The organism is Amycolatopsis sp. NPDC051372, from assembly GCF_040682095.1.
Lineage (GTDB): Bacteria > Actinomycetota > Actinomycetes > Mycobacteriales > Pseudonocardiaceae > Amycolatopsis.
Window position 1 is genome coordinate 125,269 of the sequence record NZ_JBFBAF010000026.1, and the last position, 26,141, is coordinate 151,409.

Annotated in this window: 28 protein-coding genes and 1 pseudogene; 16 read left to right on the plus strand and 13 right to left on the minus strand. The window is 71.4% G+C overall.

The window, feature by feature from the left end; translation table 11 throughout:
- The first annotated feature begins 84 nt into the window (after window positions 1-84).
- On the plus strand, window positions 85-375 hold the full coding sequence (locus tag AB0M56_RS34085) for a hypothetical protein (protein WP_364183828.1): 291 nt from the start codon (window positions 85-87) through the stop codon (window positions 373-375).
- A 214-nt stretch (window positions 376-589) separates the two neighbouring features.
- Window positions 590-991, plus strand: coding sequence for a glycine cleavage system protein GcvH (gene gcvH / locus AB0M56_RS34090; protein WP_364183831.1), 402 nt, complete (start codon window positions 590-592; stop codon window positions 989-991).
- Window positions 992-1,336: 345 nt separating this feature from the next.
- Here gcvH and AB0M56_RS34095 read toward each other — a convergent pair whose 3' ends face one another.
- Window positions 1,337-1,657: a hypothetical protein gene (locus AB0M56_RS34095; protein WP_364183834.1), complete on the minus strand. Its 321-nt coding sequence runs from the start codon at window positions 1,655-1,657 to the stop codon at window positions 1,337-1,339.
- Window positions 1,658-1,940: 283 nt separating this feature from the next.
- Here AB0M56_RS34095 and AB0M56_RS34100 point away from each other — a divergent pair, with 283 nt between their 5' ends.
- A complete protein-coding gene (locus AB0M56_RS34100; RefSeq protein WP_364183837.1) occupies window positions 1,941-3,296 on the plus strand; it encodes an MFS transporter in 1,356 nt (451 codons plus the stop codon).
- Between the two features lie 72 nt (window positions 3,297-3,368).
- The gene (locus tag AB0M56_RS34105; protein WP_364183840.1) at window positions 3,369-3,926 is read left to right on the plus strand and encodes a flavoprotein; all 558 of its coding nucleotides are present in this window, start codon (window positions 3,369-3,371) and stop codon (window positions 3,924-3,926) included.
- Between the two features lie 5 nt (window positions 3,927-3,931).
- Here the strand turns inward: AB0M56_RS34105 and AB0M56_RS34110 are convergent, their stop codons facing one another.
- Window positions 3,932-4,861, minus strand: coding sequence for an AraC family transcriptional regulator (locus AB0M56_RS34110; protein ID WP_364183842.1), 930 nt, complete (start codon window positions 4,859-4,861; stop codon window positions 3,932-3,934).
- A 300-nt stretch (window positions 4,862-5,161) separates the two neighbouring features.
- Here AB0M56_RS34110 and AB0M56_RS34115 point away from each other — a divergent pair, with 300 nt between their 5' ends.
- On the plus strand, window positions 5,162-5,662 hold the full coding sequence (locus tag AB0M56_RS34115; protein WP_364183952.1) for a DinB family protein: 501 nt from the start codon (window positions 5,162-5,164) through the stop codon (window positions 5,660-5,662).
- A gap of 2,039 nt (window positions 5,663-7,701) precedes the next feature.
- Here the strand turns inward: AB0M56_RS34115 and AB0M56_RS34120 are convergent.
- Complete coding sequence (locus tag AB0M56_RS34120) at window positions 7,702-8,808, minus strand: NACHT domain-containing protein (protein WP_364183845.1); 1,107 nt, start codon at window positions 8,806-8,808, stop codon at window positions 7,702-7,704.
- A 140-nt stretch (window positions 8,809-8,948) separates the two neighbouring features.
- Here AB0M56_RS34120 and AB0M56_RS34125 point away from each other — a divergent pair, with 140 nt between their 5' ends.
- On the plus strand, window positions 8,949-9,971 hold the full coding sequence (locus AB0M56_RS34125; protein ID WP_364183848.1) for an LLM class flavin-dependent oxidoreductase: 1,023 nt from the start codon (window positions 8,949-8,951) through the stop codon (window positions 9,969-9,971).
- Between the two features lie 48 nt (window positions 9,972-10,019).
- Here the strand turns inward: AB0M56_RS34125 and AB0M56_RS34130 are convergent, their stop codons facing one another.
- The 9 genes from AB0M56_RS34130 to AB0M56_RS34170 form a co-directional block, all read right to left on the minus strand.
- Complete coding sequence (locus AB0M56_RS34130) at window positions 10,020-11,756, minus strand: amidohydrolase (RefSeq protein WP_364183851.1); 1,737 nt, start codon at window positions 11,754-11,756, stop codon at window positions 10,020-10,022.
- Window positions 11,757-12,031: 275 nt separating this feature from the next.
- Window positions 12,032-12,250 (minus strand): hypothetical protein, encoded by a 219-nt coding sequence (locus AB0M56_RS34135; protein ID WP_364183854.1) that lies wholly within the window; start codon window positions 12,248-12,250, stop codon window positions 12,032-12,034.
- A gap of 72 nt (window positions 12,251-12,322) precedes the next feature.
- Entirely contained in the window at window positions 12,323-12,628 is a 306-nt protein-coding gene (locus AB0M56_RS34140; RefSeq protein WP_364183857.1) for a hypothetical protein, read from the minus strand.
- Window positions 12,629-12,822: 194 nt separating this feature from the next.
- Entirely contained in the window at window positions 12,823-13,755 is a 933-nt protein-coding gene (locus AB0M56_RS34145; protein ID WP_364183860.1) for a TIGR03619 family F420-dependent LLM class oxidoreductase, read from the minus strand.
- Between the two features lie 88 nt (window positions 13,756-13,843).
- Window positions 13,844-14,467: a TetR/AcrR family transcriptional regulator gene (locus AB0M56_RS34150; RefSeq protein ID WP_364183863.1), complete on the minus strand. Its 624-nt coding sequence runs from the start codon at window positions 14,465-14,467 to the stop codon at window positions 13,844-13,846.
- 329 nt (window positions 14,468-14,796) lie between these two features.
- Window positions 14,797-15,333 (minus strand): hypothetical protein, encoded by a 537-nt coding sequence (locus AB0M56_RS34155; protein WP_364183866.1) that lies wholly within the window; start codon window positions 15,331-15,333, stop codon window positions 14,797-14,799.
- Window positions 15,334-15,489: 156 nt separating this feature from the next.
- Complete coding sequence (locus AB0M56_RS34160) at window positions 15,490-16,311, minus strand: nuclear transport factor 2 family protein (RefSeq protein WP_364183869.1); 822 nt, start codon at window positions 16,309-16,311, stop codon at window positions 15,490-15,492.
- A 137-nt stretch (window positions 16,312-16,448) separates the two neighbouring features.
- A complete protein-coding gene (locus AB0M56_RS34165; RefSeq protein WP_364183872.1) occupies window positions 16,449-16,856 on the minus strand; it encodes a YkvA family protein in 408 nt (135 codons plus the stop codon).
- Window positions 16,857-16,921: 65 nt separating this feature from the next.
- On the minus strand, window positions 16,922-18,349 hold the full coding sequence (locus AB0M56_RS34170; RefSeq protein ID WP_364183875.1) for a helix-turn-helix domain-containing protein: 1,428 nt from the start codon (window positions 18,347-18,349) through the stop codon (window positions 16,922-16,924).
- Window positions 18,350-18,545: 196 nt separating this feature from the next.
- Between AB0M56_RS34170 and AB0M56_RS34175 the strand changes: the two genes are divergently transcribed.
- The 7 genes and pseudogenes from AB0M56_RS34175 (at window position 18,546) to AB0M56_RS34205 (ending at window position 23,281) form a co-directional block, all read left to right on the plus strand.
- Window positions 18,546-19,571 carry an amidohydrolase family protein gene (locus AB0M56_RS34175; RefSeq protein WP_364183877.1) on the plus strand — a complete coding sequence of 342 codons (1,026 nt, stop codon included), beginning with the start codon at window positions 18,546-18,548 and terminating at the stop codon, window positions 19,569-19,571.
- Window positions 19,571-20,323: an iron-sulfur cluster assembly protein gene (locus AB0M56_RS34180; protein ID WP_364183879.1), complete on the plus strand. Its 753-nt coding sequence runs from the start codon at window positions 19,571-19,573 to the stop codon at window positions 20,321-20,323. The genes AB0M56_RS34175 and AB0M56_RS34180 overlap by 1 nt, the downstream gene beginning before the upstream one ends.
- Window positions 20,320-21,345 (plus strand): NAD(P)-dependent alcohol dehydrogenase, encoded by a 1,026-nt coding sequence (locus AB0M56_RS34185; protein ID WP_364183882.1) that lies wholly within the window; start codon window positions 20,320-20,322, stop codon window positions 21,343-21,345. The genes AB0M56_RS34180 and AB0M56_RS34185 overlap by 4 nt, the downstream gene beginning before the upstream one ends.
- A 67-nt stretch (window positions 21,346-21,412) precedes the next feature.
- Window positions 21,413-21,733: a putative quinol monooxygenase gene (locus AB0M56_RS34190; protein WP_220240434.1), complete on the plus strand. Its 321-nt coding sequence runs from the start codon at window positions 21,413-21,415 to the stop codon at window positions 21,731-21,733.
- A 197-nt stretch (window positions 21,734-21,930) separates the two neighbouring features.
- On the plus strand, window positions 21,931-22,263 hold the full coding sequence (locus AB0M56_RS34195) for a hypothetical protein (RefSeq protein WP_364183885.1): 333 nt from the start codon (window positions 21,931-21,933) through the stop codon (window positions 22,261-22,263).
- Window positions 22,264-22,338: 75 nt separating this feature from the next.
- Window positions 22,339-22,749, plus strand: a pseudogene (locus AB0M56_RS34200) (MsnO8 family LLM class oxidoreductase); the annotation flags it as partial.
- A gap of 67 nt (window positions 22,750-22,816) precedes the next feature.
- Window positions 22,817-23,281 carry a hypothetical protein gene (locus AB0M56_RS34205; protein WP_364183956.1) on the plus strand — a complete coding sequence of 155 codons (465 nt, stop codon included), beginning with the start codon at window positions 22,817-22,819 and terminating at the stop codon, window positions 23,279-23,281.
- Window positions 23,282-23,299: 18 nt separating this feature from the next.
- Here AB0M56_RS34205 and AB0M56_RS34210 read toward each other — a convergent pair whose 3' ends face one another.
- The gene (locus tag AB0M56_RS34210; RefSeq protein WP_364183954.1) at window positions 23,300-23,476 is read right to left on the minus strand and encodes a helix-turn-helix domain-containing protein; all 177 of its coding nucleotides are present in this window, start codon (window positions 23,474-23,476) and stop codon (window positions 23,300-23,302) included.
- Window positions 23,477-23,648: 172 nt separating this feature from the next.
- Between AB0M56_RS34210 and AB0M56_RS34215 the strand changes: the two genes are divergently transcribed.
- Genes AB0M56_RS34215 through AB0M56_RS34225 form a run of 3 tightly spaced genes read left to right on the plus strand, consistent with a single transcriptional unit; the run spans window position 23,649 to window position 26,099 of the window.
- Window positions 23,649-24,155, plus strand: coding sequence for a flavin reductase family protein (locus tag AB0M56_RS34215; RefSeq protein WP_364183888.1), 507 nt, complete (start codon window positions 23,649-23,651; stop codon window positions 24,153-24,155).
- Window positions 24,152-24,451, plus strand: coding sequence for a hypothetical protein (locus AB0M56_RS34220; RefSeq protein WP_364183891.1), 300 nt, complete (start codon window positions 24,152-24,154; stop codon window positions 24,449-24,451). The genes AB0M56_RS34215 and AB0M56_RS34220 overlap by 4 nt, the downstream gene beginning before the upstream one ends.
- A 25-nt stretch (window positions 24,452-24,476) precedes the next feature.
- Complete coding sequence (locus AB0M56_RS34225) at window positions 24,477-26,099, plus strand: NAD(P)/FAD-dependent oxidoreductase (RefSeq protein ID WP_364183894.1); 1,623 nt, start codon at window positions 24,477-24,479, stop codon at window positions 26,097-26,099.
- Window positions 26,100-26,141 lie beyond the last annotated feature (42 nt).

The window sequence follows — 26,141 nt, forward strand, 5'->3', positions numbered from 1 at the left end:
CACGCCCGGGCTCCCCCCGATGCGACGGGCCGCGGTGCCAGGCACTCTGGCGGGCAAGGGGAGTAGTCGGGGAGGAGTGAAGGGGTGACCGGCACGATCGGCTCCCGGACCGGCCTGCGGGTGGTGGTCACGGGGGTGCTCGAGGTCCGCGCCGCGCAAGACGGGCAGCTCGACCTGGCCGTCGTCCTGGACGGCTCGGGGGACTGCGTCGCGCTCGAGTTCCCCACGGACCCCACCGCGCTGACCCGGGCCAGCATCCTGCGCCCGGTGACCGCGTCCGGTTGGCTGCGCCAATCCGAAAAGCACTGGATCCTGCACGTGGAGTGGCTGCGCCCGGTGCGCGCGAGCGGCTACCTCCCGGACAACGAGCAGTAGCGCTCGGCCCGGGACGTGATGCACAACTTGGTGATCACCTGGTGCAGGTGGGCACGAGCGGGGCCCTTGCCGCGATGCCGCGAGGGACTTGGCCGAATTCGGTCACCCGACTCGGTGCCGCACTGGGGTTCACCCCGATGCGATCCGGGCGTTCGCGGAGCACAGTCGCCGGCACCGCATCGTCGAACCCGTTCCCGGAGAGGTGTGCCCCGCGATGGCTGAAGTGGACCCCGACGTCGAATACACTGAGCAGCACGTGTGGGTGCGGTTGTCGCCGCGTGGCTCGGCGCGCGTGGGGATCACGGACTTCGCGCAGGAGTCGCTGGGGGACCTGATCACCGTCACCTTGCCCGCGGTGGGCGACGAGTTGGTGGCCGGCGAGGCCTTCGGCGAGATCGAGTCGACCAAGAGCGTGTCCGAGGTCTACGCCCCGGTGCCCGGGGTGGTCACCGCGGTGAACCCGCTTCTCGTCGACAGCCCGGAGCTCGTCAACGACGAACCGTACGGGGAGGGCTGGCTGATCGTGCTCAGCGTCGTCGTGGACTCGGCCGAATCCGCGTCCGGCGAGGTGAAGCTGATGAGCGCGGACGAATACCGCGGTTTCACCGCGGAATAGCGTACGAGATTGAAACTGATTCCGTCCGGCACCTTTTCGTTCCTTGATCCGGTGACCGATCTATCGCGGGATAATCCGGCCCCTGGTGGAACTGCGCAGGCCCTGGTCAGCTTCCGGGGAAAGATGAAATCCGCACGAGGAGTCCCCTGAAGAAGACTGCGCGTTTGTCGTCGCGGCCGGGGTGCGGTAGCTGCGGTGGGGAACACGCTCGTTTCGGGGGCCGGCACGGCTTCCGTGGCGACGGCCGGGCCACGCTCGACGACAAGACCTTTCTACGCGGGCGATTCCGTCGGCCCGGCACGTTGGCCGCGTCGCTCGGGTCGTTCGACGACCGCGCGTCGTCGATCAAGGTGGTCGGACCAGCAGCCAGGAATCCATTTGCTTCTGCCTCGATGCCAATGTCAGCGTCGCGCATTTCTCGGGGACGGTGGCCGCCGGTTCCACGTTCATGCTCCCGGTGCGGCGGCTTGTCAATCCGGCGTACGACAACTCCATTTCCTCGATTCTGCCCAAGCTGCCCGGAGACCGCAACCGACGGGGTGGACGGAGAATCGTGAAATCCTGAAGCTCGTCGCGGTCACCGACGATCCCGAGGCGCGCGCCATCGTCGACACCCTCACCACCCTGCTGCCGCGCGGACTCCGCGTCGCCGACGGCGGGGGACAAGGCGGCTCCGGCCACCTCACCGTGGACGACGCCCGCGGCAACACGCGGGGCTACGGTGTGCCCGCGCCGCGCGAAAAGCCGGTCCTCTCGTCCGAATCGCTCAGGCGCATCGCCCTTCGCCCGAACGGAAGAAAACGGTCGCGAACCGGCTGCGCTGAATCCCACCCGGATCGTGTGAAACCCGCACCGGGCCTGGGCAAGCAGCGGTGAACCGGCAGACTTCGATGATCCGGGAGACACTCGTACGCGGCCGCTGAACGGCGGGCGGCCGGAAGGTGGATCCATGGTGGAGGGGAAGGCCGGCGACATCCAGGTCGTCGAGCCCGTGGTGATCAACCGGGCGGTCGGCGCGGCCGCGATCGGCAACATCACCGAGTGGTACGACTTCGGCGTCTACGGGTACTTGGCGACGACGATCCAGAAGGTGTTCTTCACGGACCTGCCGGCTTCGGCCGGGCAGATCGCGACGTTCGGGGTGTTCGCCGTCTCGTTCCTGATCCGCCCGTTCGGCGGGCTGATCTTCGGGCCGCTGGGTGACCGGATCGGGCGGAAAAAGGTCCTGTCGCTCACGGTGATCCTCATGGCGCTGGGCACGTTCGCCCTCGGGGTGATTCCGAGCTACGGCGCCATCGGCCTCGCCGCGCCCCTGCTCGTGCTGCTCGCCCGGCTGGCGCAGGGCATCTCCACCGGCGGTGAGTACGGCAACGCCATGACGTTCATCGCCGAGTACGCGCCGGACCGCCGGCGCGGGTTCTTCGGCAGCTGGCTCGAGTTCGGCACGCTGACCGGCTACGCGTTCGGCGCGACGATCGCCACCGTGCTCAGCGCGGTCCTGTCCGACCAGGCGCTGCTGACGTGGGGCTGGCGCATCCCGTTCCTGCTCGCACTCCCGCTCGGGGCCGTCGGGCTCTACCTGCGCCGGCGGCTGGAGGAGTCGCCCGCGTTCGCGCAGCTCCAGGAGACGGAGAAGCCGGACGAACGCGTCCGGTCACTGGGCGGCGAGGTGCGCGCGGTGTTCACGAAGTACTGGCCCGCGATGCTGCTGTGCGCCGGGCTCGTGCTGACGTGGAACGTCGCGAACTACATGCTCACCAGCTACATGCCGACCTACCTGACGGAAACGCTGCCCGAGCAGCACACCGGCGTCGGCAAGACGGCGTCGGAGATCCTGCAGATCGTGGTGCTCGTGCTGCTGATGGTGGTGATCACGTTCGTCGGCCGGCTGTCGGACAAGGTCGGCCGGCGGCCGGTGATCCTGGCCGGCTGCCTCGGGCTCGTGGTGCTGTCGCTGCCCGCCGTTCTGCTGGTCCGCGCCGGCGGCACCACCTCGACGTTCTTCGGCCTGCTGGTGATGGGGCTCGTGCTGGTGCTGTTCTCGGCGATCCTCCCGTCGACGCTGCCGGCGCTGTTCCCCACGAACGTCCGCGCCGGCGGGCTGTCGATCGCGTTCAACCTTTCGGTGTCCCTGTTCGGCGGGACCACGGCGACGGTGATGAGCGCGCTCGTCTCGGGCACGGGGGACCTCAACTGGCCCGCGTACTACCTGATGATCGCCGGGGTGATCGGCGGGATTTGCGTCCTCTTCATGCGGGAGACGGCGCGCAGACCGCTGCCGGGATCCGTCGCGCGAGAGGGTTAGCCGGCGCAAGGCGTCACCCGTCCGGGCACAGCTGGTCACGCCTGAGCGGGCGCGACCGGCCATCGTGGTCGCATGGACAACACCTTCGAAGGTCGCCTGCTCATCGGGGCGACCGGCTCGGCCGCGGTCGCGACACTGCCGATGCACCTCGGCGCGCTGCGGACGGTCTTGCGTGGCCCGATCACCGTGCTCATGACGCACACCGCGGCGACTTTCCTGCCCGCGCACACCGTCGGCCTGTTCGCCGACCGCGTGGTGACGGGCGCGGACGCGGCGACGTGGCCGGCCGACAACCACGCCACACTGGCCGCCGGACACGACCTCACGGTGATCCTCCCGGCCAGCGCCCACACGCTGTCCACGGTCGCGGCGGGCGCCGCGCCGAACATGCTGGCCACGACCGTGCTCGCCGCAACGCACCCCGTCGCGTTCTTCCCGGTGATGACGGGGGAGATGTGGGCCAAGGCGGCGGTGCAGCGCAACGTGACCCAGCTGCGGGAAGACGGCTACCACGTGTACGACCCGGCGTCCGGCCCGCGCTACGACGTGGCGACCGGCGCGTTCGTCGAGAGCCCGCAGCCCCCGCCGCCGCCCCGGTTCCTGGAGATCGTGCGCGAGCTGATGGGCTGAGCCTCTCAGGGCCGGTTGGCCCGGAAGGTCCCCGGTGTCGTGCCTTCGACGGCGCGGAACGCCCGGTGCAGCTGGGCCGCGCCGCCGAACCCGGACTGCGCGGCGATCACGGCCAGCGGCAGGTCCGGCCGGTCACGCAGCAGCCGCCGGGCGCGGGCCACGCGCAGGCGCCGGATCAGCGCGGTGAGCGACTCCCCGTCGTCGGCCAGCGCCCGGAACATCGACCGCCGCGACAGCCCGCACCCCGCGGCCACCGCGCCGGCGTCCAGCGCCGGATCGGCCAGGTGCTGCCGGACGAACCGGTGGATCCGTTCCCGCGACAGCGAGGCCGACGTCGGGGTGGTGCCGCGGGCGGCCCAGTCGAGGGCCGTTTCCAGCAGGCCGACGGCATGCGGCAGCAGCGCGGCGGCCACCGCCGGGTCTTCGCGCTGCTGCCGGGCCAGCCCGGCGAGGAATTCGGCGACGAGCCGGCCGGGGCCGCGCCCGTCCAGCTCGACGGCCGTGACACCGGCCGCGGCCCGGGCGGGCAGCAGCGTCCGCGGCACCCGCAGGATGATCTGGGAGAACGCTCCCGCGAACTCCAGCCGATAGGGCCGCGTGCTGTCCAGCACCGTCATCGTCCCCGGCTCCAGCGTGGCCGTCCGCCCGTCCTGCTGCGCCAGGGAACGCCCGCCCGTTTGCACGTTGACCAGGAGGTATTCCTCCGGGTCGCGCGCGATCAGCCGCGTCGTGCGCGCCACTTCCTGCGGGCCGGACGCGACCGTCGACAGCCCGACGCCGTCGAGTGCGGCGTGCTCGAACCGGCCCGTGAACGGTGCCTCGCCGGTCGCACGGGCCGAGACCTGCACGAGGGCGTCGCAGATGACCTCGGACCAGTACCCGAACGCGTCGGGCGCGGCGACGTCCTCTGTGGACCAGGACGAGGGCTCTTCCACCTCGCGATGGTGACACAGGTCGACCTCGCACCCGCCTGGGGCTAGAGTTCGGGTTACGCCTGCGCGTGACGCCACTGATCGGTGAAGACCCGGGTTCTCCCGCCGCGCAGATCTTGCGACTCAGAGCCGGCAACCGCGCTCGGCGAGCGACTCGCCCAGACCACTCGTCCGGCGACGCCGGAACCTCGATCACGCGCCCGCCACGATGCGACGTGGTCCTCGTCCGTGGCGACCGGCGCGCCGAGAACCGAAACCACCGCTACACCGGGCAGATCCACTCCCACCAGAATCGAGCCGACCATGACCCGGTCCATGCCACCGATCACCACCGGCACCGAACGCCGCTTGCTCGAGAGCATGCTCGACCGCAACCGGGCCGAGCTGGTCAACACGGTGCGCGGCCTGTCCGAGGCAGCGGCTCGCCGCCGCTTCGTTGCGTCGCTCACCACCCCGATCGGATTGGTCAAGCACGCCGCGGTCGCCGAACGGATCTGGTTCCAGCACGTCCTGGCGGGCCTGCCCGAGAGCGAATGCGACGGCGGCACGACGCCGGGCGACGCCAGTTTCCTCGTCGACGACAACCAGAGCCTGGCCGACGTGATCTCCGAATTCGAGCGCGCCGCCCGGCGCTCCCGCGAGATCGCCGCCGGGTTCGAACTCGACGACATCAGGACACACCCCCGGGTCGGCGACGTCAGCCTGCGGTTCGTCTACCTGCTCGCGATCGAGGACTTCGCGCGTCACGCAGGCCACGGCGACATCCTCCGCGAGCAGATCGAGCATCCCATCGCACGCGGCTGACCACGGAGACCTTCGACGACGAACCAGATCTTCGCCAGTCCGCGGGATCGAATTCAGCAAGCCGACCTCGACGGAGGAACTGCTTGAGCAGGGTCAGCGTTCGGTGATGCTCGCCGCCAAGTCGAGGTGCAGCACGAGGTCGGCTTCCGGCAGCGCCTCGCGCGCCGCCCGGTCGTCGGCCGGGGTGAGGCCCGACAGCTCGATGCGCAGCGCGCCGAGCCGACGAAGGCGCACGAGGTCACGCGCCGGGGCCGCGGCGGTGAGGACGAGGGCGCGCAACGCCGGCAGCGCGGCCAGCTCGTCGACCTCCGCGACGGAGGGAACGCCGGCCGCGGCGACCGTGTGCACGTCGGCGAGGCGGGTGATGCCCCGCAGGTCACGCTGGTCCGCGCCCATGTCGACCACGAGCTCGCCCACGCGCAGGCCCTCGGGCAGCACGTCCAGGCCGTCGACGAGCTTGCGGTGGCGCACCGACAACCGCGGCAGGTAGATGCCCTCGACCGACGCCAGGGCTTGGATCGCGTCGAGCGTGCCGGCGTGCAGCCGCAGGTCGGTGAGGTGCATGCGTGACAGTGCCGAGAGGTCGGTCAGCGCACTGCCGAAGCCGGTGATCCACAGGGAACGCAGCGCGCGGCAGGCGACGAGCCCTTCGAGGTCGTGCACGACGTCGTTGGACTTGATCTCGAGGTGGCGCAAAGCGGGCAGCCGGGTGAGCGGGTGCAGCCCGAGGGCCGGGTCGTCGAGCGTCACGTCGCCGACCAGCTGGATCGCCGTGAGCGTGCGAAGGTGGCGCAGCCGGCGCAGCACGTCCCAGCGGTGCACCTCCAGCACGAAGTCGCCGAAGTCCACACTGGACAGCAGGGTGGCGGCGTACTCCTCGGAGTACTCGTTGTGGCGCCAGGCCCGCAGCAGCTCGTCGATCACCGAACCCCGGTGCGTGCGGCTGAACGCCTGGATCTTCTCCCACGACTCCTCGCCGCCGATCAGCGCGAGCGTGCGGATCACGCGCGCCGCCACCAGATCCACGTCGCCGCTCGCGTGCCGGGTGATCTCGGCCGGCCCGGGGAGCAGGTCGATCACGAACGAGCCGGCCTTGGCGAGCAGCTCCGCCTGGTCGAACCCGGCGGGCGGGATGAGCCCGCGGACCGCGGCCAGCACGTCGGTGCGCACCTGCTCGGGCTCGATCACGTCGACGTAGCTCATCGCCGCCGCGGCCAGCAGCGACAGCCGGTCGGCGACCTCGCGGTTGCCGCGCTTGCGCGCCCGCTCCAGCAGCCGGGCCAGCAAGTCGCCGGCCTCCCGTGCGCGGGCCTGGGCGGCGACCATGAACACGACCTCGTTGAGCGCGTCGTCGTGGGCGTGCTCGACGAGGTAGCCGAGCTCGCCGGACTTCACGAACTCGCCGGCCGCGAGGAAATCGCGGAACGTGCGGTGCACGAACGCGATCCGCCCGTCCACGGTGTTCTGCCGCAGGACGCCACTGCGCTCGAGCAGGTGCCGCAGCACCAGGTCGGGCTCGATGCCCTGCGAGCGCAGCCCGGACATCGCACGGCCGAAGCGCTTGCGCGCGTCTTCGGGGTGCACGAGCAGTTCGGCGTTGCGGACCATCGGCGCGGCGAACCGCTCCAGGAGGATGATCTTCTCGTTGTCCGACATCTTCAGCTCGTCCTCGACCTGCACCCCGCGCCGCGTGTCCCACTCGCCGAGCAGCAGCTTCAGCGCCTTGTCGAGCAGGTCTTTGCGGCTCTGCGGGAGGTACATGTTCTCCCGCCGGTAGAGCGCGCACAGCAGGGAGCACAGCAGCGGGCTCGAGACCAGCCCGCGCACGTCCGGGCGCGTCGCGAGCGAGTCGCCGAGCCGTTGTTCGCAGTCGGCGAGCCAGGAGCGCTGCAGCTCGTCGGTCTCCATCGCGCGGGCGGCGCTGAACCAGTTGCCGATGAGCTCCCGCATGCCCCGCCCGCTGAGCGGCAGGAGCTCGTACGCGGGGAAGGGCTCGCCGGCGATCGGCCACTCGGGGTCGACGACGGCGGGGCGGGTACTCACGACGTAGCGCGCTCCGGGGTACCCGCGCAGCAGGCCTTCGAGCCAGCGGCGCACTTCCTCTCGCCGCGGCTGCAGGACCTCGTCCACGCCGTCGACGAGCACCATCGCGCGCCCGGAGCGCAGCAGCTCGCTGACCACCGCGCGGGTTTCTCGCCGGCCAGCGCGGGTGCTGTCACGCGCACGAGGTCTTCGGGTTGAGGCAGGCCGCGGTCGGCGAACTCGCGCAGCGGCACGAAAAACGGCACGACGCCGCGCCAGGGGTCTTCGCTTTCGCCGTCGCCGGTGAACCCGGCGGTGGCCGCCGTGTAGGCCAGCCACTGCAGCAGTGTCGTCTTCCCGGCGCCCGCGCCGCCGACGAGCAGCACGCGCCGCTCGGCGGCCAGCGCGTGGGCGGTGTTGGTGCCCGCGCCGGTCAGCGCCGAGCCCTCGGCCGTCCCGCCCTGGCGGGTGACCGACGGCGCCGCGTAGTACTGCGAGAACGAGTGGCGCACGGGGGCGCGGCCGTGGCCGACCTGGAACAGCTCGAAGGTGGCGTAGTCCGTGGCGAGGTAGGACAGGTAGTGCTGCTCGAAGGCTTCGGCGCGGTCGCGCGTGCGCCGGTCCTCCTGGCCCTGCAGGTCGACGACGGCGCGGCGGATCTTCAGCACGTCGCCGGCCATCCCGGCCTGCACGGCGCGCATGACCTCGTCGACGGCCCGGGCGCGCCGGGCGATGCGCCGGCAGCACTCGTCGAGCAGGCGGTGGAACGCCGCGGTGCCGTCGGAGCCCAGGGCGGCGGCGTCGAGCGCGTGGCCGCCGGCGGCGCGGACGCGGGCCCGCAGGCGGTCTTCGTCGACGAGCACGGCCGGGTTCGTGCGGACGAGACGGCCCACGTCGGCGGCGTCGAGAGCGACCGCCACCGCGTCGAGCGCGGCCTGCCAGTCGCCGTCGGGCACGGCCGGGAACTCGACCCGCCGCAGCTCGGCCAGATCCTCCTCGGCCGCGACCAGCTGCCGGTGGGGGTCGCCCAGGGCTCGCGCCCGGCGTTGAGCGGTGAGCTTGTCGGCCCCGCGCTCGACCGCCCACTGGTACAGCGCGGAGAAGGTGGCACCCAGCGTGGCCACCAGTGCGGAGGAGAGCGGATCTACGACGACACCCCCAGTGTGCGTTCTGTCGTCAGTTTACCGGCCGGGGCGACCCGCGGCGAGGACGTGAGCCGCACCGCGTCGGGAATCAATCGAGGCCCGCGTACGCTTCCACGGGCGTGAAGAAGATTGGTTTCCTCTCGTTCGGCCACTGGTCGGACACCGCGCACTCAGAGACCCGGTCGGCGAAGGACTTCCTGCACCAGTCGATCGACCTGGCGGTGGCGGCCGAGGAGCTCGGCGTGGACGGCGCCTACTTCCGCGTGCACCACTTCGCGCGGCAGGCCGGCAGCCCGTTTCCGCTGCTCTCGGCCATCGGTGCCCGTACCTCGAAGATCGAAATCGGCACCGGCGTGATCGACATGCGCTACGAGAACCCGCTCTACATGGCGGAGGACGCCGGCGCGGCCGACCTCATTTCCAGCGGCAGGCTCCAGCTCGGCATCAGCCGGGGATCCCCCGAGCAGGTGATCGACGGCTGGCGTTACTTCGGCTTCGCGCCCGCCGACGGCGAAACCGACTCGGACATGGCCCGCCAGCACGCCGAGGTGTTCCTCAAGGTCATCGAGGGCGACGGTTTCGCGCAGCCGAACCCGAGGCCGATGTTCGCCAACCCGCCCGGCCTGCTGCGCGTCGAACCGCACTCGCCCGGCCTGCGCGAGCGCATCTGGTGGGGCTCCGGCTCCAACGCGACCGGCGTATGGGCCGCGAAGCTCGGCATGAACCTGCAGAGCTCCACGCTCAAGGACGACGAAACGGGCGAACCCCTCCACATCCAGCAGCGCAAGCAGATCGAGGCCTACCGCGAGGCGTGGAAGGAGGCCGGCCACGAGCGCGAACCGCGCGTGTCGGTCAGCCGTAGCATCTTCGCGCTCACCAACGACCTCGACCGCGCCTACTTCGGCCGCGACCGCGACTCGCGCGACCAGGTCGGCATGATCGACGAGAACACCCGGGCGATCTTCGGCCGTTCCTACGCCGCGGAACCCGACGAGCTCGTGCGCCAGCTCAAGGAGGACGAGGCCGTCGAGACCGCGGACACCCTGCTGCTGACGATCCCGAACCAGCTCGGGGTGGAGTACAACGCCCACGTGCTGGAGAGCATCCTGACGCACGTGGCGCCGGAACTTGGCTGGCGCTGAAGTTCTCCACCGAGGCCCGGCCGGTCGGCCGGGCCTCGGTCGTTGCGGTCAGGCCTCGTGCACCACGCGCCCGCCGACGACGGTCATCTCGACGGCGAGGTCCTTGATCGAGCCCGGGTCGGCCGTGAGGGGGTTGGCGTCGAGGACGACGAGGTCGGCGAGTTTGCCGGGGTCGAGGGTGCCGAGGGTGTGTTCGGCGAACTGCGTCTGCGCGCTGCCGAGGGTGTAGAGGTGCAGGGCCTCGCGGGCGGTGATGGCCTGTTCGGGGCCGAGGACGTCGCCCTTGAGGGTTTCGCGCGTGACCATCCAGCGGAGCGACCACAGGGGGCTGGGCGGGACCACGGGGGCGTCGGTGCCGCCGCCGGCGAGGAGGCCGGCGTCGAGGATGTCGCGGATCGGCACGGCGCGGGAGCCGCGTTCGGCGCCCCACCACTTGACCTGGTTGGCGCCGAGCAGCACGGGGTGGTCCTGCACGCTCGCGAGCAGGCCCATCTTCCGCATGTGCGCGAGGTTCGGCCCGCTGGGCAGGAACAGGTGCATCAGCACCCAGCGCAGGTGCGTGAGCGACGTGTCGCGGTGCACGGTGGCGAGGACGTCGACGATGAAGTCCATCGCCGCGTCGCCGACCACGTGGGTCTGCACCTGGAACCCGTGCCGCGCGGCGCGGCGGTACATCTCGGTCAGCTCGTCCTTGCCGCCGGGCGGCAGAAGCTGGACGCCGTGGTAGTCCGGGCTGGTCTGCTCGCCGGGCACGAGCTGGTAGGGGTCGCGCAGGAAGCCGCCTTCGACGCCGCCGTCGGAAAGGTACTTGAGGCCGTCGAAGCGGAGCATGTCGTCGCCGGTGCGCGGCTTGAACGCCGCCACGGCCGCGTCGACGTCCGCGAGCGCCGCGATCCGCCACAGCAGGTGTGCTCGCGTGGTCATCTCGCCGTCGTGCCACAGGCGCGTGTAGATCTCGATCTGCGACGGGTCCAGCCCCGGCTCGGTGACGCCGGTGATGCCCAGCGCGTTGTGCTCGGCCATCTGGTCGCGCAGCTGCTGCCGCTGCTGGTCGGCCGACGGCGGTGCCGGCAGGAACGGCGTCACGAGCGAGCGCGCGCGTTCCAGGAGCACGCCGGTGGGCTCGCCGCTCGCGTCGCGGACGATGACGCCGCCCGTCGGATCGGGGGTGTTGCGCGTGATGCCGGCGAGTTCCAGAGCGCGGCTGTTCACCGTGGCGACGTGGCCTCCACGCGGGATGAACACCGGGTTCTCGGGCGACACCGGGTCGAGCTCGGCCCGTGCGGGCAGCCGGCCTTCGGCCAGGAGGCTTTCGTGCCAGCCCGACCGCGCCTGCACCCACGCGCCGGACGCGCTCGCGGCGACCCTGGTGCCGATCGCCGCGACGACGTCGGCGATGCTGCGCGCTTCCAGCAGCGACACGTTCGGCCGGTCGAGCGCCGAGGTGAATTGGTGCAGGTGGCTGTCGATGAGCCCCGGCACGACCGCGCGGCCCTTGAGGTCCACGGTGCGCGTGTGCCGCCCGCGCAGGCGCAGGATCTCGTTCGACGTCCCCGCCGCTTCGACGCGTCCGCCGCGGATCGCGATCGCCTGCGCGGTGCGCCCGTGCAACGCCGCGGTGACGACGTGTCCATTGTGGAGGATCAGGTTGACCCCGGCGTCCGGGTGGGCCGCGGCGTTCGCCGGCGTCCCGAGCATCATCGGCGTCACGGCCAGCCCGGCCGCCGCGGCGAACAACGTCCGCCTCGAGACCGCGGAGCTTTCCCGCGCTTCGGAACCGCACAACTGGCACATACTTCGACCCTTCGGACGAAAGACCCGTGGTACATCGCGTGCTTGTGGCGGCGGTGACCGTATCAACACATCGGGGTCGAGTAATAGATCTTCCCAACCGAAGATCCTTTTGCTACAGCGACGTCAGCCCTCGCCGGGTCGCGATCAGTGACGCGTGCTCGCGGCCGGCGTGCGGCCGGTGCTGAACCGCCGCTCGGACCGCGCGCCGGCCGGCGAACGGGGCCGGCGCAACCGCGCGCACTTCGTCTACATCGGACTCGAGGTCGTCAAGGTGGCAGGGCTCGTCGAGCTCGGGATCGCGGCGCTCGCCGGGCGGCGACCTGGTGCCCGCTGCAGCACGACGTGCGGGCCGCGGCGACGTAATGCGGGTCGTGCCGCCGGAAGGCGGCGTCGGCGGGGTGGTCGGGGATCGGGGCGAGCCGGGTGTTGACCGCGGGCGTGGTCGAGGGTGCCGCCGAGGCCAAGGGCGCCAGCAGGGCGTCCACCGTGTGCACGCGACCGGCCACCCGGGTCCGGCGGACGTCGGCCGCGGCGGTGATGTCGGTCGGGTCGGCGGGTCAGCGGGTCAGCGGATCGGCGCCGAGGACGACGAGGTCGGCGTAGCAGCCGCGGGCGATGCGGCCCGGCGGTTCGGCCAGGGCTTCGCCGGTGATGCTCGTGGTGGTGGTCAGCGCTTCGAGCGCGGAACAGTCCGGCGACCACGTCGGCATCGCGATGTCGAACAGGTCGCCGGTCAGGCGCTTGGCCTGCCCGCCCCGCGCCGGCACGAGCCGCAGGACGCCGAGCAGGTCGAGGGCGACCTGGCGGCCCTCGGGGGAGACCTGTGCCGTGCCGAGGCCCACGGCCCCGATCGCGCCCACCACGCCCGCCAGGAATCCCCGCCTGTTGACCGTCCCCGAGCCCCACCTCCACCCCGACGCAAGATCGATCCGGACCCGAGTCCCGAAGTTGTGCCGTGAGCGAACCCTCGACCACGGAACGGCACGAAAGAGCAGTCGCCTTGCCCGGACGCCCCCGGTCACCGGGGCGTCCGGGGCGACGCCGAAAGGCCCGGTGGTCAGATCCCGGCCGCGCCGAACGCCGCGTGGAACTCGGCGAGCAGGTCGCTGTACTCCTCGATGTCGCGCGAGATGTTCGGCAGCGTCAGCACCGACTCCTCCACGCCCGCGGCACCCAGTTCGGCGAGGTCGCCGAGGATCTGCTCGATGCTGCCCTGGTACGGCGGGCGATCTGCCGTCTCCACGCGCACGAACTCGCCGCCCAGCGCGATGATCGCGATGCAGCGGATCACCCGCGGGTCCCGGCCGTGCTCCTCGGCCCGCTTGCGCAGGTCGGTCAGCGTCGAGGCGACCTGGGCGGGCGGCACCATGACCGGGAGCCAGCCGTCGGCGCGGCGGGCGATGCGCTCGAGCGGCTTGCCCGACCAGCCGCCGAGGAACACGGGGATCCGCTCGGCCGGCTTGGGGCCGGTTTCGGCCGGCCACAACGTGTAGCGCTCGTTCTCGAACGAGGCCGGGTCCGGGCCCCAGACCGCGTCGGCCACGTCGAGGAACTCGTCCAGGGCGGCGCCGCGCTCTTTCATGGGCCGGGGCGCGGTGGCGGCGAACTCGTCCACGGACCAGCCGGTGCCGAGGCCCGCGATCACCCGCCCGCCGCTGATCGCACCGATCGCGGCCAGTGAGTTCGCCAGCCGGTAAGGCATGTGCAGCGGCGGCAGGAGCACCGAAGCGCCGATCCGGACTCGTGAGGTGACGGTCGCGGCCATCGTCATCGCCACCAGCGGGTCGAGCACCTTGCGGTAGACGTCGGGCCAGGCGCCGTCGCCGTACTCGGTGAGCCGGTGGATCCCTGTCTGGTCCTGCGGGTAGAGCACCCGTTCGGCCACCCACACGCTGTCGTAGCCGATCTCCTCCGCCTCGCGGGCGCCGCGGACCAGGTCGGTGCGGGGGTCGAACTTCCAGTTCTGGGGCAACGTTACGCCGAGCTTCATCCAGGTCTCCTCGCTGAACACAAATCATTGACTGTCAATCAATGGTCAGCGTACGCCGAGACTGGTGGAGGGCGAAACCACGTGCGGGCTACAGGTGGGCGAGTGCCTTCGTCACGTCGAGGGCGGGGTCCAGTTCGTGCGCACCGCGCAGTGCGCCGGCGAGCAGCGCGCAGAACGCCTCCACCAGCGCGTCGAGCCCGAACGGCCGGTCGGCACGCAGCCAGTCGGCCGTGAGGCGTACGGCGCCGTCGGCGAACGAACGCAGCGTCGCGGCCACTGCGGGGCGGTCCGGGTCGAGACCGAGCAGTCCGGCGAGCACCCGCAGGTTCCGGTCGCGCAGGCCGGCGAACGCCTCGTCCCGGCCGGCGGCGAGGACCAGGTTCAACGCCAGGTCGGGGTGTGCGGCGAGGAAGGTGACGAACCCGCGGAACCGCGCCCGGATCCGGTCGGGCACCGCCGCCGGCTGCTCGGCTTCCTCCGCTTCGCGCAGCTGCTCGTAGACCTCGGCCACGGCGGCGACGTACGCGCCTTGCTTGCCTTGGAAGTGGTGCGACACCAGCCCGTGCGCCACGCCGGCGGCGCGCGCGATGTCGCCCACGGTCACCTCGGCGTAGGGCCGCCGCGAGAACTCCGCCAACGCGGCTTCGAGCAGCTTCTGCCGGGTTTGCTCGGCAGCGGCCTGGCGCGCGGTCGGCGGCTTCTCGGGGCTCACGGACCGTCACGGTACTGCAGGCGACCGACGGCGGCGTTCGCGGTCACCGCGGCAGTGGCGAAAAATGCGATTCTTTTTCGCGCAAAGAATCGTGGCGAATGGCGTGGGTCAGGCTTCGGCGACAGCGAGACCGCTCACGCACAAGCCGGCGGTGGCGAATCCGCTCACAACATGACCGAGAATCCTGCGAAGGCGAAACATGGTCATTTCCTCCCTGTCGATCCCGGTCGGCCGTCCGGCCCTTCGTGATCGACGCTAACAGGAAACGCGGGCCACGCCTCGCCTGAAAACGATCTTGCACGCTTTCGTGCCCCTGCCGCCCTTTCCGCTCACGCTCCGTCGTGGACGAGTGCTTTCCCAACCGGACTTCGCCGGAGGAGACCCCACGGTTTGAATACCGCGATCAAATAGGAGAACAGCAGCAGGCTCGGCGCCACGAACACCGGGTACAGCAGATCCACCGGGCGCGCGGCGGCTTCACCGGCCATCAGCGCCCGGGCGTAGCCGGCGGCCGCGTCGACCCCCGGCCGCAGTGCAACCAGGATGAGCACCGCCATCAGCACGTTGACCGCCAGTTTCGCGGCTACCCACCAGTACCGGACCAGGCCGTACTTGCTGCCCAAGCCGAGCACGACGCCGGTGGCGAGCGTGAGCAGGCTCGCGGTGAACATGGGCCACACGGCGAAGAACTCCAGCGCCTGCAACGAGGTCACGATCACGGCCGGGTCGTCGGTCAGCAGGGCCGTGCACGCGAGGATCCCCAGCGCGAGGTCGAGGCCGAACCACGCCGCCCCGGACACGATGTGCCCGACCAGGTACCACTTCCGGGTGCGCGCGCCGAGCCGCCACCCCTGTCCGGTCGCCATGCCGCCTCCTCCGTCGATGGCCCGTGCTGTGCGTCCATCGTCGGGGGAAGGCGGGCGGGCGTCGTCCGTCGAGCTGCGGTACTTCGGCGTACTACTGCCTGCGTACGCGGGTGATGCTCGCGACGGCTCGGTCCTGTGTAGAACGTTCTGGTGCGGCTACGCGGCCGGCGCCTCGATGTCGTCGTACACGCGGACTGCGCTCAGCAGCCCGTCGGGGCCGCGGTCGAAGACGCACACCCCGGCCTGCGGCGGCACGTCGTGCCGGCCCCAGCCGACGCAGTTGTACTCGAGGACGCAGCGCACGCCGTCGTCGGTGACCACGCACGGTTCCAGGTGGACACCGCCGGCGGTGAACGTCTTCGTGAAGAACTCGCGCAGCTCGCCGGGGCCGGTGTGCTGCGTGTGCGTGCCGATGGGCTCGCGCAGGTAGCCGATGGGGGCGAAGGTGCCGACGATCGCGTCGGTGTCACCGGCCGCCAGCGCCGCGAGGTAGTGCCCGACGACGTCGCCGAGCGGGGTGTCGGCGGAGGCGAGGATCGGCGGCCGCAGGTGCCGGCGCCCGTCGACCGGCCACTGGCTGCAGTAGGTGCGGAAGACCACGGACCGCTCGGTGGCCGACTCGGCGACCACCGCCACCGGCCAGGCCACCTCCTGCCCGTCGCCGCCGAGCCACGCCAGCAGCTCGACCACGGCCCGCCCGCCGACGCGCGTGGTCGCGATCGTCTCCGCGCGGGCGTGCTGCTCGCCCAGCCAGACCTGGTTCACGTGGACGAAGTGCCGCAGCTCCTTGCGGCTGCGGATCTCCCCGGCCCGAGGGTCGAACACCGCGACCTCGCCGGGCCAGACCGTCTCGAGCGTGTGCGCGTCGCCGTCGGTCAGCGCCGCGAAGAACTGCCCGACGGGATCCGCGTGCCCTTCGACGCGGGTCTGCTTGCGCGCCAGCTCGGCCGCGTTGACGAAGTCCGGGAACCACGGCATCTCGACCCACGCTCCTTCTCCCGAGCGGACACCCGGACCCCACCCTGCCGTGTCGGGCGCCGCGGCGACAGTCCCGAAGGGCTGACTTCACCCGGTGTATAACGCCCTACACGGCGCGGCGATGATCCTCGTCCAGGTCAGAGGCCGGTCAACCGCGTCAGACCGGCGAACCCGTCTTCGGTGCCGGGCCAGTGGGCCCGGACGGCGTCGATCCCGGCGTGGCGCACGACGCTGCGCAGCACGAGGGTGACGACGATGGCGTCGTCCGCGTAGCCGAGCACCGGGATGAAGTCCGGGATCAGGTCGATCGGCAGCGCGAGGTAGAGCAGCAGCAGACCGAGCCGCACCCGCACGCCGCGGGGGAGGTCCCGGTCGGCGGCCAGGCGGCGGATCAGCCGCAGGACGTCGGGAAGCAGGCGCAGCGCCTCGCGCAACAGGTCGCCGCGCGGGCGGGCCACGACGAGCACGGCCACGAGGGCGAGCCACAGCACCAGCACCCCGGCGGCGATCCCTAGCAGCAGGTCCCACCAGAACGAGCCGGTCACCGGTTCGGGCCGGGATCGTCGGGGGCGAGGTCAACCATCACGGCCTGATGTTACGGAAGCGCCGTTCAGGACCGCAGTCGGCGGTTCTTGATCCCGTACTGCGCCATCTTCCGGTAGATCGTCGCGCGGCCCATGCCGAGCTCGGCGGCCGCGCGGACGACGGTGGCCCCGGGCTGGGCGAGGCAGCGGACGATCTCGTCGCGTTCCATCGCCTGCAGGCGGCTGAGGCGGTGGCCCGTGGTGGTGAACACCTCCGGCGGCAGGTGGTGCGTGTCGACGGTGTCCGCGCGGGCGGCGGCCTCGGCGACGACGCGCCGGAGCTGCTTGGCGTTGTCGGGCCAGTCGTGGGTCGCCAGGGCGCGGGCGGCGGCGGGGGTGAAGGAGACGGCGCGGCCGCGGGCGCGGTGGGCGAAGTGGTGGGCCAGGGGGAGGATGTCGTCGGGTCGCAGCCGCAGGGGCGGGAGCTCGACGACGGTGTCCACGAAGGACAGCAGCGGCTGCGGGATGGCGGCGGAATCCGTTGCGGTCAGGACGAAACCGGTCGGGTGGCCGGTGAAGCGGGCGGCCAGCTCGCCGGCGGCCCAGGCGGGCAGGGCGTCGACGCCGGAGACGATCACGCAAGTGTCGGCCTTGCCGACCTCCGGGGCCCACATCGCGAGCCACGCGTCCACGTCGTCGGGCGCGGGCGGTCGTGCGTTGAGCACGCGCTCGCGCGGGTGCAGCTCACGACGGGCCAGCGCGGCCAGCGCCGTCTTGCCGGCGCCCGGCTCGCCGACCACCGCGACGGTGCGGCCGCGGCCCATCGTGTCCATCGCCTTCAGCAGCGCGTGCTGCCACGCGGCCGAGAGCTCCGGCGGGTCGATGCGGTCGGCGTACACGCGGAAGACCTCGCCGCGCGGGGCGGGGCGCGGGCGGCGGCCCGAGGCGCGCGCGAGCATCAGCGAGGAGGTGTGGCCGGCGGCCGTCTGGGCCAGCGCGAGCAGCAGGCCCGAGGACTGCTCGGACCACGTCGTGAGGTTCACGCTGCCCGCCAGCGCGCCCGTGATCGGGTCGGGCACGGGCACGGCGGCGCACGTATAGCCGCGCAGGCTCGTGCAGTAGTGCTCACCCGCGCGGACCAGTGACGGCGCGCGATCGGCGAGCGCCAGGGCGAGGCCGTTGGTGCCGGCGTTGCTCTCCGCGTAGGAGAACCCCGGGGCGAGGTGCACCCGATCGAGCGACCGGGTCATCCCCGGGTCGCCGCACAGCCGGCTGAGCACCAGGCCTTCGCTGTCGGTGAGCATCAGGCTGATGGGTTCGTCGGCCAGCGTCACGTGCAGGCCGCGCAGCACCTCGTTGCCGCATTCGAACAGCAGCGAGCCCGTGTCGACCGTGGCCGTGAACACGGGTTTCACCTCGTCGTCGGGCACCCCGTAGCGCGCGCTGCGCCGCCAGGACGCCCGAAGCCTCGGCGTGGTGTCGCCGCGGGGCTCGAGCCCGTCACCGCGTGTCATGCCACCTCCCGGAAGACGCCACACTGCGTCTCGGCCGTCTGTGCGTCCGGCTTGGGCAAGGCTAGAAGACCCAGGGTAGCCGCCGCCGCACTCTCGTGTCTCAAATCGAGACAGCAAGGGCCACCTCATCCGGCAATGATCGCCCTAAGTTCCGGTCTTGACGTGCCGATGTGGTCACGAATGCGGAGGAAAGCCCATGTACACCAAGGACGGCGAGAAGTACTTCATCCTCGATGCGCACGTCGCGCTCTGGGACGCCCGGCCGGAGAACCAGCGCAACATCCACGGCAAACAGTTCATCGACTGCTTCTACGACTACCACCGCAACCTCAGCCCCGAGTCCGAGGTGTGGTCGTACGAGGACTACCTCTACTACGGTGGCGAGCGGCTGATGAAGGACCTGTTCACCGACGGGTACGTGGACCACGCCATCTTCCAGCCCGCGGCCCTGCCCGCCTTCTACAACAACAACTTCGGGCAGACCGACGAGGCGTTCGCGCTGGCGCAGAAGCACCCCGACAAGCTCACCTACAACCACTGCTGGGACCCGCGCTACGGCGAGGACGGCCTCAAGCAGCTGCGTGAGGACGCGAAGCGCTTCAATCTCAAGGGCGCGAAGCTGTACACGGCCGAGTGGTTCGGCGACTCGCGCGGCTGGAAGCTCGACGACAAGTGGAGCTACAAGTACCTGGAGGCCGCGCAGGAGCTGGGGATCAAGAACATCCACATCCACAAGGGCCCGACGATCCGGCCCCTGGACCGCGACGCGTTCGACGTCGCCGACGTGGACAAGGTCGCCACCGACTTCACCGAGCTCAACTTCGTGATCGAGCACTGCGGCCTGCCCCGGCTCGAGGACTTCTGCTGGATCGCCACGCAGGAGCCGAACGTGCACGCCGGCCTCGCGGTCGCGATGCCGTTCATCCACACACGGCCGCGGTACTTCGCGCAGATCATCGGCGAGCTGCTCTACTGGCTCGACGAGAACCGCATCCAGTTCTCCAGCGACTACGCGATCTGGACGCCGAAGTGGCTCGTCGAGAAGTTCGTGGACTTCCAGATCCCCGAGGACATGACGGAGTACGCGCCGCTCACCACGGAGATCAAGAAGAAGATCCTGGGCCTCAACGCCGCGGCCATGTACGACATCCCGGTGCCCGAGGAGCTGCAGGTGAAGAACCCGCCCGCGGAGGCGAAGGCCGAAGCGGCGGCGGTTGCCTGATGCCCGATCTCGAAGAGCTGGCGCGCAGTGCGCTCGACTCGGTCTACGACCCGGAGCTCGACGAACCCATCACCGATCTGGGGTTCGTGCGTTCCGTGGCCGCGACCGAGGACGAGCTCACCGTGCACCTGCGGCTGCCGACCTCGTTCTGCTCGCCCAACTTCGCGTACCTCATGGCTTCGGACGCGAAGGACGTGCTCACCGCCCTGCCGGGCGAGCGGCGCGTGGTCGTGCAGCTCGACGACCACCACGACTCCGACCTGATCAACCGCGGCCTCGCCGCCGACGCCGGGTACCTCGGCACGTTCGGCTCCGAGGCCGAGAAGGACCTCGACGAGCTGCGGCTCACCTTCCGGCGCAAGGCCCACACGGCCGCCATGGAGCGGGCGCTGACGGGCTTGCTGCGCGCGGACAAGGACCTGAAGGAAGAAGATCTGCACGACGTCACGCTCGGCGGCCTGCCCGCGGGCCGCACGACCGACGCGCTGTTGCGGCGGCGGACGGCGCTCGGCCTGAGCGTCAAACCGGGTGAACCGGTGCTCGTCGACGAGCACGGCAAGCCCTACCCGCGTGAGGAAGTGCCGCTGCGGCTGCGGTTCGCCCGGTCGATCCGGATCTCGATCGACGGCAACGCGCACTTCTGCCGCGGTCTGCTTCGCACGCGTTACCCCGGGTCGGAGACCGACCAGACGACCCGGCCGCACGACCCGTCCGTTTCGGCTGTCGCCGGTGAGGAGGCACGAGCTTCGTGAAGGCTGTCCAGGTCGTCGGGTACGACGAGAAGCTGCGCATGACCGACGTTCCCGAACCCGAGGTGACCGGGCCGCACGACGTGCTCGTGCGCATCGGCGGGGCGGGCGTGTGCCGTACCGACCTCCACATCCTCGAGGGGCAGTGGGCGGAGAAGTCCGGCGTCACGCTGCCTTACACGATCGGGCACGAGAACGCGGGCTGGGTGCAGGCCGTGGGCTCCGCCGTCACGAACGTGGCCGAGGGCGACAAGGTGATCGTGCACCCGCTGATCACGTGCGGGCTGTGCCCCGCGTGCCGGCGCGGCGACGACGTGCACTGCGAGAACAGCCAGTTTCCCGGCATCGACACCGCCGGCGGCTACGCGCAGGTGCTCAAGACGTCGGCACGCAGCGTGGTCAAGCTCGACGACTCGCTGGAGCCTTCGGACGTCGCGGCCCTGGCCGACGCCGGCCTCACCGCGTACCACGCGGCGGCCAAGGCCTCGCGTCGCCTTCACCCGGGCGACAAGTGCGTGGTGATCGGCGCGGGCGGGCTCGGGCACATCGGTATCCAGGTGCTCAAGGCGATGACCGCGGCGGAGCTGATCGTGGTCGACCGCAACGCCGACGCGGTGAAGCTGGCCGAGTCGATCGGCGCGGACCATGGTGTGGTCGCCGACGGCGGCCACGTGGCGGCCGTGCAGGAGCTGACGGGCGGCCACGGCGCGGAGGTCGTGGTCGACTTCGTCGGCGAGGGCGGCGCGACGCGCGACGGCGTGGCGATGCTGCGCCGCGCGGGCGACTACCACGTGGTGGGCTACGGCGAGAACATCAACATCCCGACGATCGACGTGATCTCCACCGAGATCAACTTCATCGGGAACCTCGTCGGCTCCTACACCGACCTGTGCGAGCTGATGGTGCTGGCCGCGCAGGACAAGGTGAAGCTGCACACCACGAAGTACTCGCTCGACAACTTCCAGCAGGCCCTCGACGACCTCGATGGCGGCCGCATCCGCGGGCGGGCGATCCTGGTCCCGTGAGCGCGGCCGTCCACAGCGGACGCGCCCGCCGCGGCGCTACGCTGCTGAGGGCACGAAGGAGGAACAGATGATCTTCATCACCGTGAAGTGGCAGATCAAGCCGGAGTACGCGGACCGGTGGCCGGAGCTCTCGCGGGAGTTCACCGAGGCCACGCGAGCCGAACCGGGCAACAAGTGGTTCGACTGGTCCCGCAGCCTCGACAACCCGAACGAGTACGTCCTCGTGGAGGCCTTCGCCGACGACGCGGCCGCGGCGCACGTCAACGCGGACCACTTCAAGAAGGCGCAGGCCGACTTCCCGCAGTATCTGCAGAAGACCCCGGACATCATCAACACCACCCTCGACCAGGACACTTGGTCGGAGCTGGGCGAGATGAAGGTCGGCTGAGGCGCTCGAACACGACGACGGCGGTGCACCCCTGGGCGGGTGCGCCGCCGTTGTCGTCTGCCGCACCCTCTCGATCGAAGGTGGCGTGTCTGTGACGATCGGAACGGACGCGGGATGGTCGTGCTGTGGTCGGGACCAGTCGGCGGCCCGAGTGAACCGGATCATCGCGACTTCGCCCGACGGGCGGACTCGACGGCTTGGTCGGCGTCGGTACACGGGGACTCGACGTTCCGGCCGGCACGGTCCTGTCGGACTTCGACGACACGCACCTGGTCTTCGCCGCGCTCAGCGCCCGCGACGTGCCCGTGCATTTCGCGAGGACCATCCCTGAGCTGCTCGACCTGATCCGGCAGCCGCGCTTCGGTCGCGCCGCCGGGGGAGTCGGCGCTGCGCGGGAGCCTCAAGGCGGCCGGCTCGCCGATTTCACGGTGTGGCCGGGAGATCCGCTGACCCGCGCCGTCGGGGAACTGCGGGCACTCGTGCCGATGCACAAGGTCCTCGGCGGCCGGACGATCCACGGCGGGAGCTGAGCAGCGGCGGCGGTGCGAGCGCGTCCGGGGTAGGCAGGACGGGTGCGCGTCTCGGTGCTCGACACCTCCCCGATCGTGCGAGGGGCCACGGCGGCCGAGGCCCTGCACCGCACTGTGGACCTCGCGGTGCTGGCCGACGAGCTCGGGTACCACCGCTACTGGGTGCCCGAGCACCACGGCATGCGCGGGATCGCCGGCTCGGCGCCGGCGGTGGTCGTGGGGCGGCTCGCGGCGGCGACGAGCCGGACCCGGATGGGTGCCGGCGGGGTGCTGCTGCCGAACCACGCGCCGATCGTGGTGGCCGAGCAGCTCGGCACGCTGGCGGCGTTCCACCCGGGCCGCATCGACCTCGGGCTCGGGCGGGCGCTCGGCGGTCCTCGCGCCGCCGCGGACGCCGTGCGCGGCGAGCGGGAGCGCTCGGCGAAAACCTTTGCGGAACAAGTGAAAGAGCTGCTGGGCTACTTCGCCGGCGACGGGTCCGTCCGCCCGGTGCCCGCGGTCGGCAACACGCCGGAGGTATGGGTGCTGGGGTCGAGCCCGGCCCGGCGCGCGGGTGGCTGCCGGGCTCGGGCTGCCCTACGCGTTCGCCCACCACCTCAACGCTCGCGACGCGTTCGAAGCGCTGCTGTCCTACCGGGAGATCACCGTGCGCCCGACGCTGCTGAGCGTTGCCGTGATCGCGGCGGACACCGACGAACACGCGGAGTGGCTCGCGGGACCCGAGCGACTGAAGATCCTGAGACGGCACCACGCCCGCCGGATTCTGTTACCCGACCCGGAAACGGCCGCCGCGCACCCGTACACCGAGGCCGGCCGCGCGGAGCTCGAGGCGCGGTGCGGCCACCTCGTGGTGGGTTCGCCTTCGACCGTGCAGGAGCGGCTGCAGGGCCTGCTAGACCGGACGGCTCCGCACGAGCTGATGATCACCACTCCCGTGTACGACCACGCGGACCGGCGGCATTCGTACGAGCTCGTCGCCGACGTCGTGAACCGGCTGCTGCCCGCGCACAGCGACTAGGTCGACGGTCCACTGTGGTCAGAGCGGCCGTCGCCGCCGGGCCGTCTCGGAGGGCAGCTCGCCGAACCGCGCGCGGTACTCCTGCGCGAACCGGCTCAGGTGCGTGAAGCCGCAGGAGGACGCGATCTCGGCCACCGTCCGGTCGGCGCCGAGCAGGGCGCGGTGCGCGCGGCCGAGCCGGATGTCGCGCAGCAGCGCCGTCGGCGTGGGAACGGCTCGCCCCCGCGGCGATCTGCCTGACCGAGCCGGACGTCGTGCAGGAAAGACGAATCCATCGCGTGCTTCGGCAAGAGGCGTTCAACACGATCGTCGGGCTCACCGCGGGCGGGTGAGGCAGACTCGCCGACGCCGCTCGGAGAGGAGTGTCATGAGCGTGACCACGGGAAGCACCGGCGTCGACGGCGGGCTGTTCCGCGAAGCCATGGCGGGGGTGTGCGCGCCGGTGTCCATCGTGACGACGCTGCACGACGGGGTGGCCCACGGCACCACGGTCAGCGCGTTCGCGTCGCTGTCGGCCGATCCGCCGCTGGTCAGCGTCGCGCTGGACACCGGTTCGCGGCTGCCGGCCCGCGTGCGGCTTTCGGGCCGGCTCGGGATCAACGTGCTGACGCGCGAGCACGCCGGCCTCGCCCTGGCCTTCGCGGGCAAGGGCGATCGACAAGTTCGCCAGCTCGAGTGGTCTCTGGATGACCGGCTGCCCGGCGCGGGCTGGCTGGCCTGCACCGTGGCCGATCTCGTGCGCGGTGGCGACCACGTCGTCGCGTTCGCGCAGGCCACGTCGGCGGTGCCGCGGCTGGCCGAGCCGCTGACCTACCACAACCGGGCGTTCGGAACGCACCTGCCGCAGCAGGTCGGACGAGAGGAGAAGGCGTGAAGGTCGTCATCGGTGCGGAGCTTCGGCCGGCGCTGGTCGAAGCCGAGGAGCTGACGTCACTGTCGGTCGAACGAGCCGAGGGAGTGACCGAAGCCGACGTCGACGCGGCGTTGCGCGGCGCCGGCGCCGGCACCGCGGCCGGCGGGCACGCGTGGCTGTCGGTGGCGTGGCTGCGGGGTGAAGGACCCGGTCACGATCCACAGTGGACGGAAGCGTTCGGGAAGATGATCGTTTACGCTGAAAGCAAGGGCTGGACCGATCCGCAACGGGACGCGGTGCGGGCCCACCTGTCGTGATGGGGACGGCGTGAAGGGGAAGCGGATGCCGGACGCGATCGTGATCGGCAGTGGCGTCAACGGCCTGGTGGCGGCGGCCGAACTGGCCGGTGCGGGCTGGTCGGTGACGCTCGTGGAGCGCAACGACCGGCTCGGCGGGTTCATCGCGAGCGAGGAACGCACGCTCCCGGGCTACGTGCACGACACGTTCTCCTCCTGGCATCCGCTGTTCGTCTCGGGCGGCGCGTACGCGGCGCTGGGGGAGGAACTGCACCGGCACGGGCTCGTCTACCGCAACGCCGACGGGCCGCTCGTCGCGAGCATCGCCGACGACGGGCACGCCGTGGTCGCGCACCGCGAGCCGGAGCAGACCGCGGCGGAGTTCGCGCACGCCGAGGACCGCACCCGGTACCTGAAGGCGTTGCAGGACTTCCTGGACCACGCCGGCCCGGTCGGCGGGCTGATGGGTTCGGAGCTGCGCTCGCCTCTGTTGCTGAAGCACGCCGGCGGGCTCGCGCGCGGCCTCGGCCGCACGGGGACCGAACGCTGGCTGCGTGACTTCGTGAGCAGCGGCCGTTCGTGGTGCGCGCGGGAGTTCACCGGCTCCGAGGTCGACCACCTGTGGATCCCGTGGCTGCTGCACGCGGGCTTGGCACCCGACCAGGCCTCGGGCGGGTTCCTCGTGCCGGTGCTGGCGGCGACCATGCACGGGTTCGGCCTGCCCGTGGTCGAGGGCGGCGCCGGACGGTTCGTCGAGGCGTTCCGGTCGCTGCTCGAAGCCCGGGGCGTGGAGATCCACACGGGCGCGCCGGTCGAACGCATCCTCGTCGAGGGCGGCCGCGCAGTCGGTGTCGTGGCTGGCGGGAAAACCTTGCGGGCCACATGGGCCGTCGTCGCCTCAGTGACGCCGACGGCCCTGTACGGCGAGCTGCTGCCGGCCGGGTCCGTGCCCGAGCAGGTCACCGACGAGGCCCGGCGCTTCCGTTACGGCCGCGCGGAGCTGCAGATCCACGTCGCCCTGTCCGCGCCGCTGGACTGGCGCGACGAGCGGCTGCGCGAAATCCCGCTCGTCCATGTCTCCGACGGTTCGGCGAGCACCGGCATCGCCTGCGCCCAGGCGGAAGCCGGCCTGCTGCCGGACCGCCCGACGATCGTCGTCGGCCAGCAGTACCTGCTCGACCCGTCACGCGTCCCAGAGGGTGCGGCCGCGTTGTGGTTGCAGCTGCAGGAAACGCCGTTCGCCCCGGTCGGTGACGCGGCGGGGGAGCTCGACGTCACCGGCGGCTGGACGTCGCGGCTCGCTTCCGCCTACGCCGACCGCGTGCTGGACCGGATCGCGCGGCACGCGCCCGGGCTGCGGGACAAGGTGCTGGCCGTCGACGTGATCACCCCGCCGGACCTCGAAGCGGCGAACGTCAACGCCGTCGCCGGCGACCCGTACGGCGGCGCCGCCGAAGTCGATCAGAGCTTCCTCTGGCGCCCGTTGCCCAGCGCGGCCCACCACCGCACGCCGGTGCCGGGGCTGTGGCACATCGGCGCGTCGACGCACCCGGGAGCCGGGCTCGGCGGCGGCTCGGGCCACCTCGTCGCCCAGAGCCTCACCACGCCTTCGCGCGTGGAGACGGCGAAGGCCATGCTGACGTCGTGGTTGAGGGGCTCGCGCACCTGAGCGCGGGTCGGCGACGGCGGGTGCGGCGGCCGGGAAACCGAC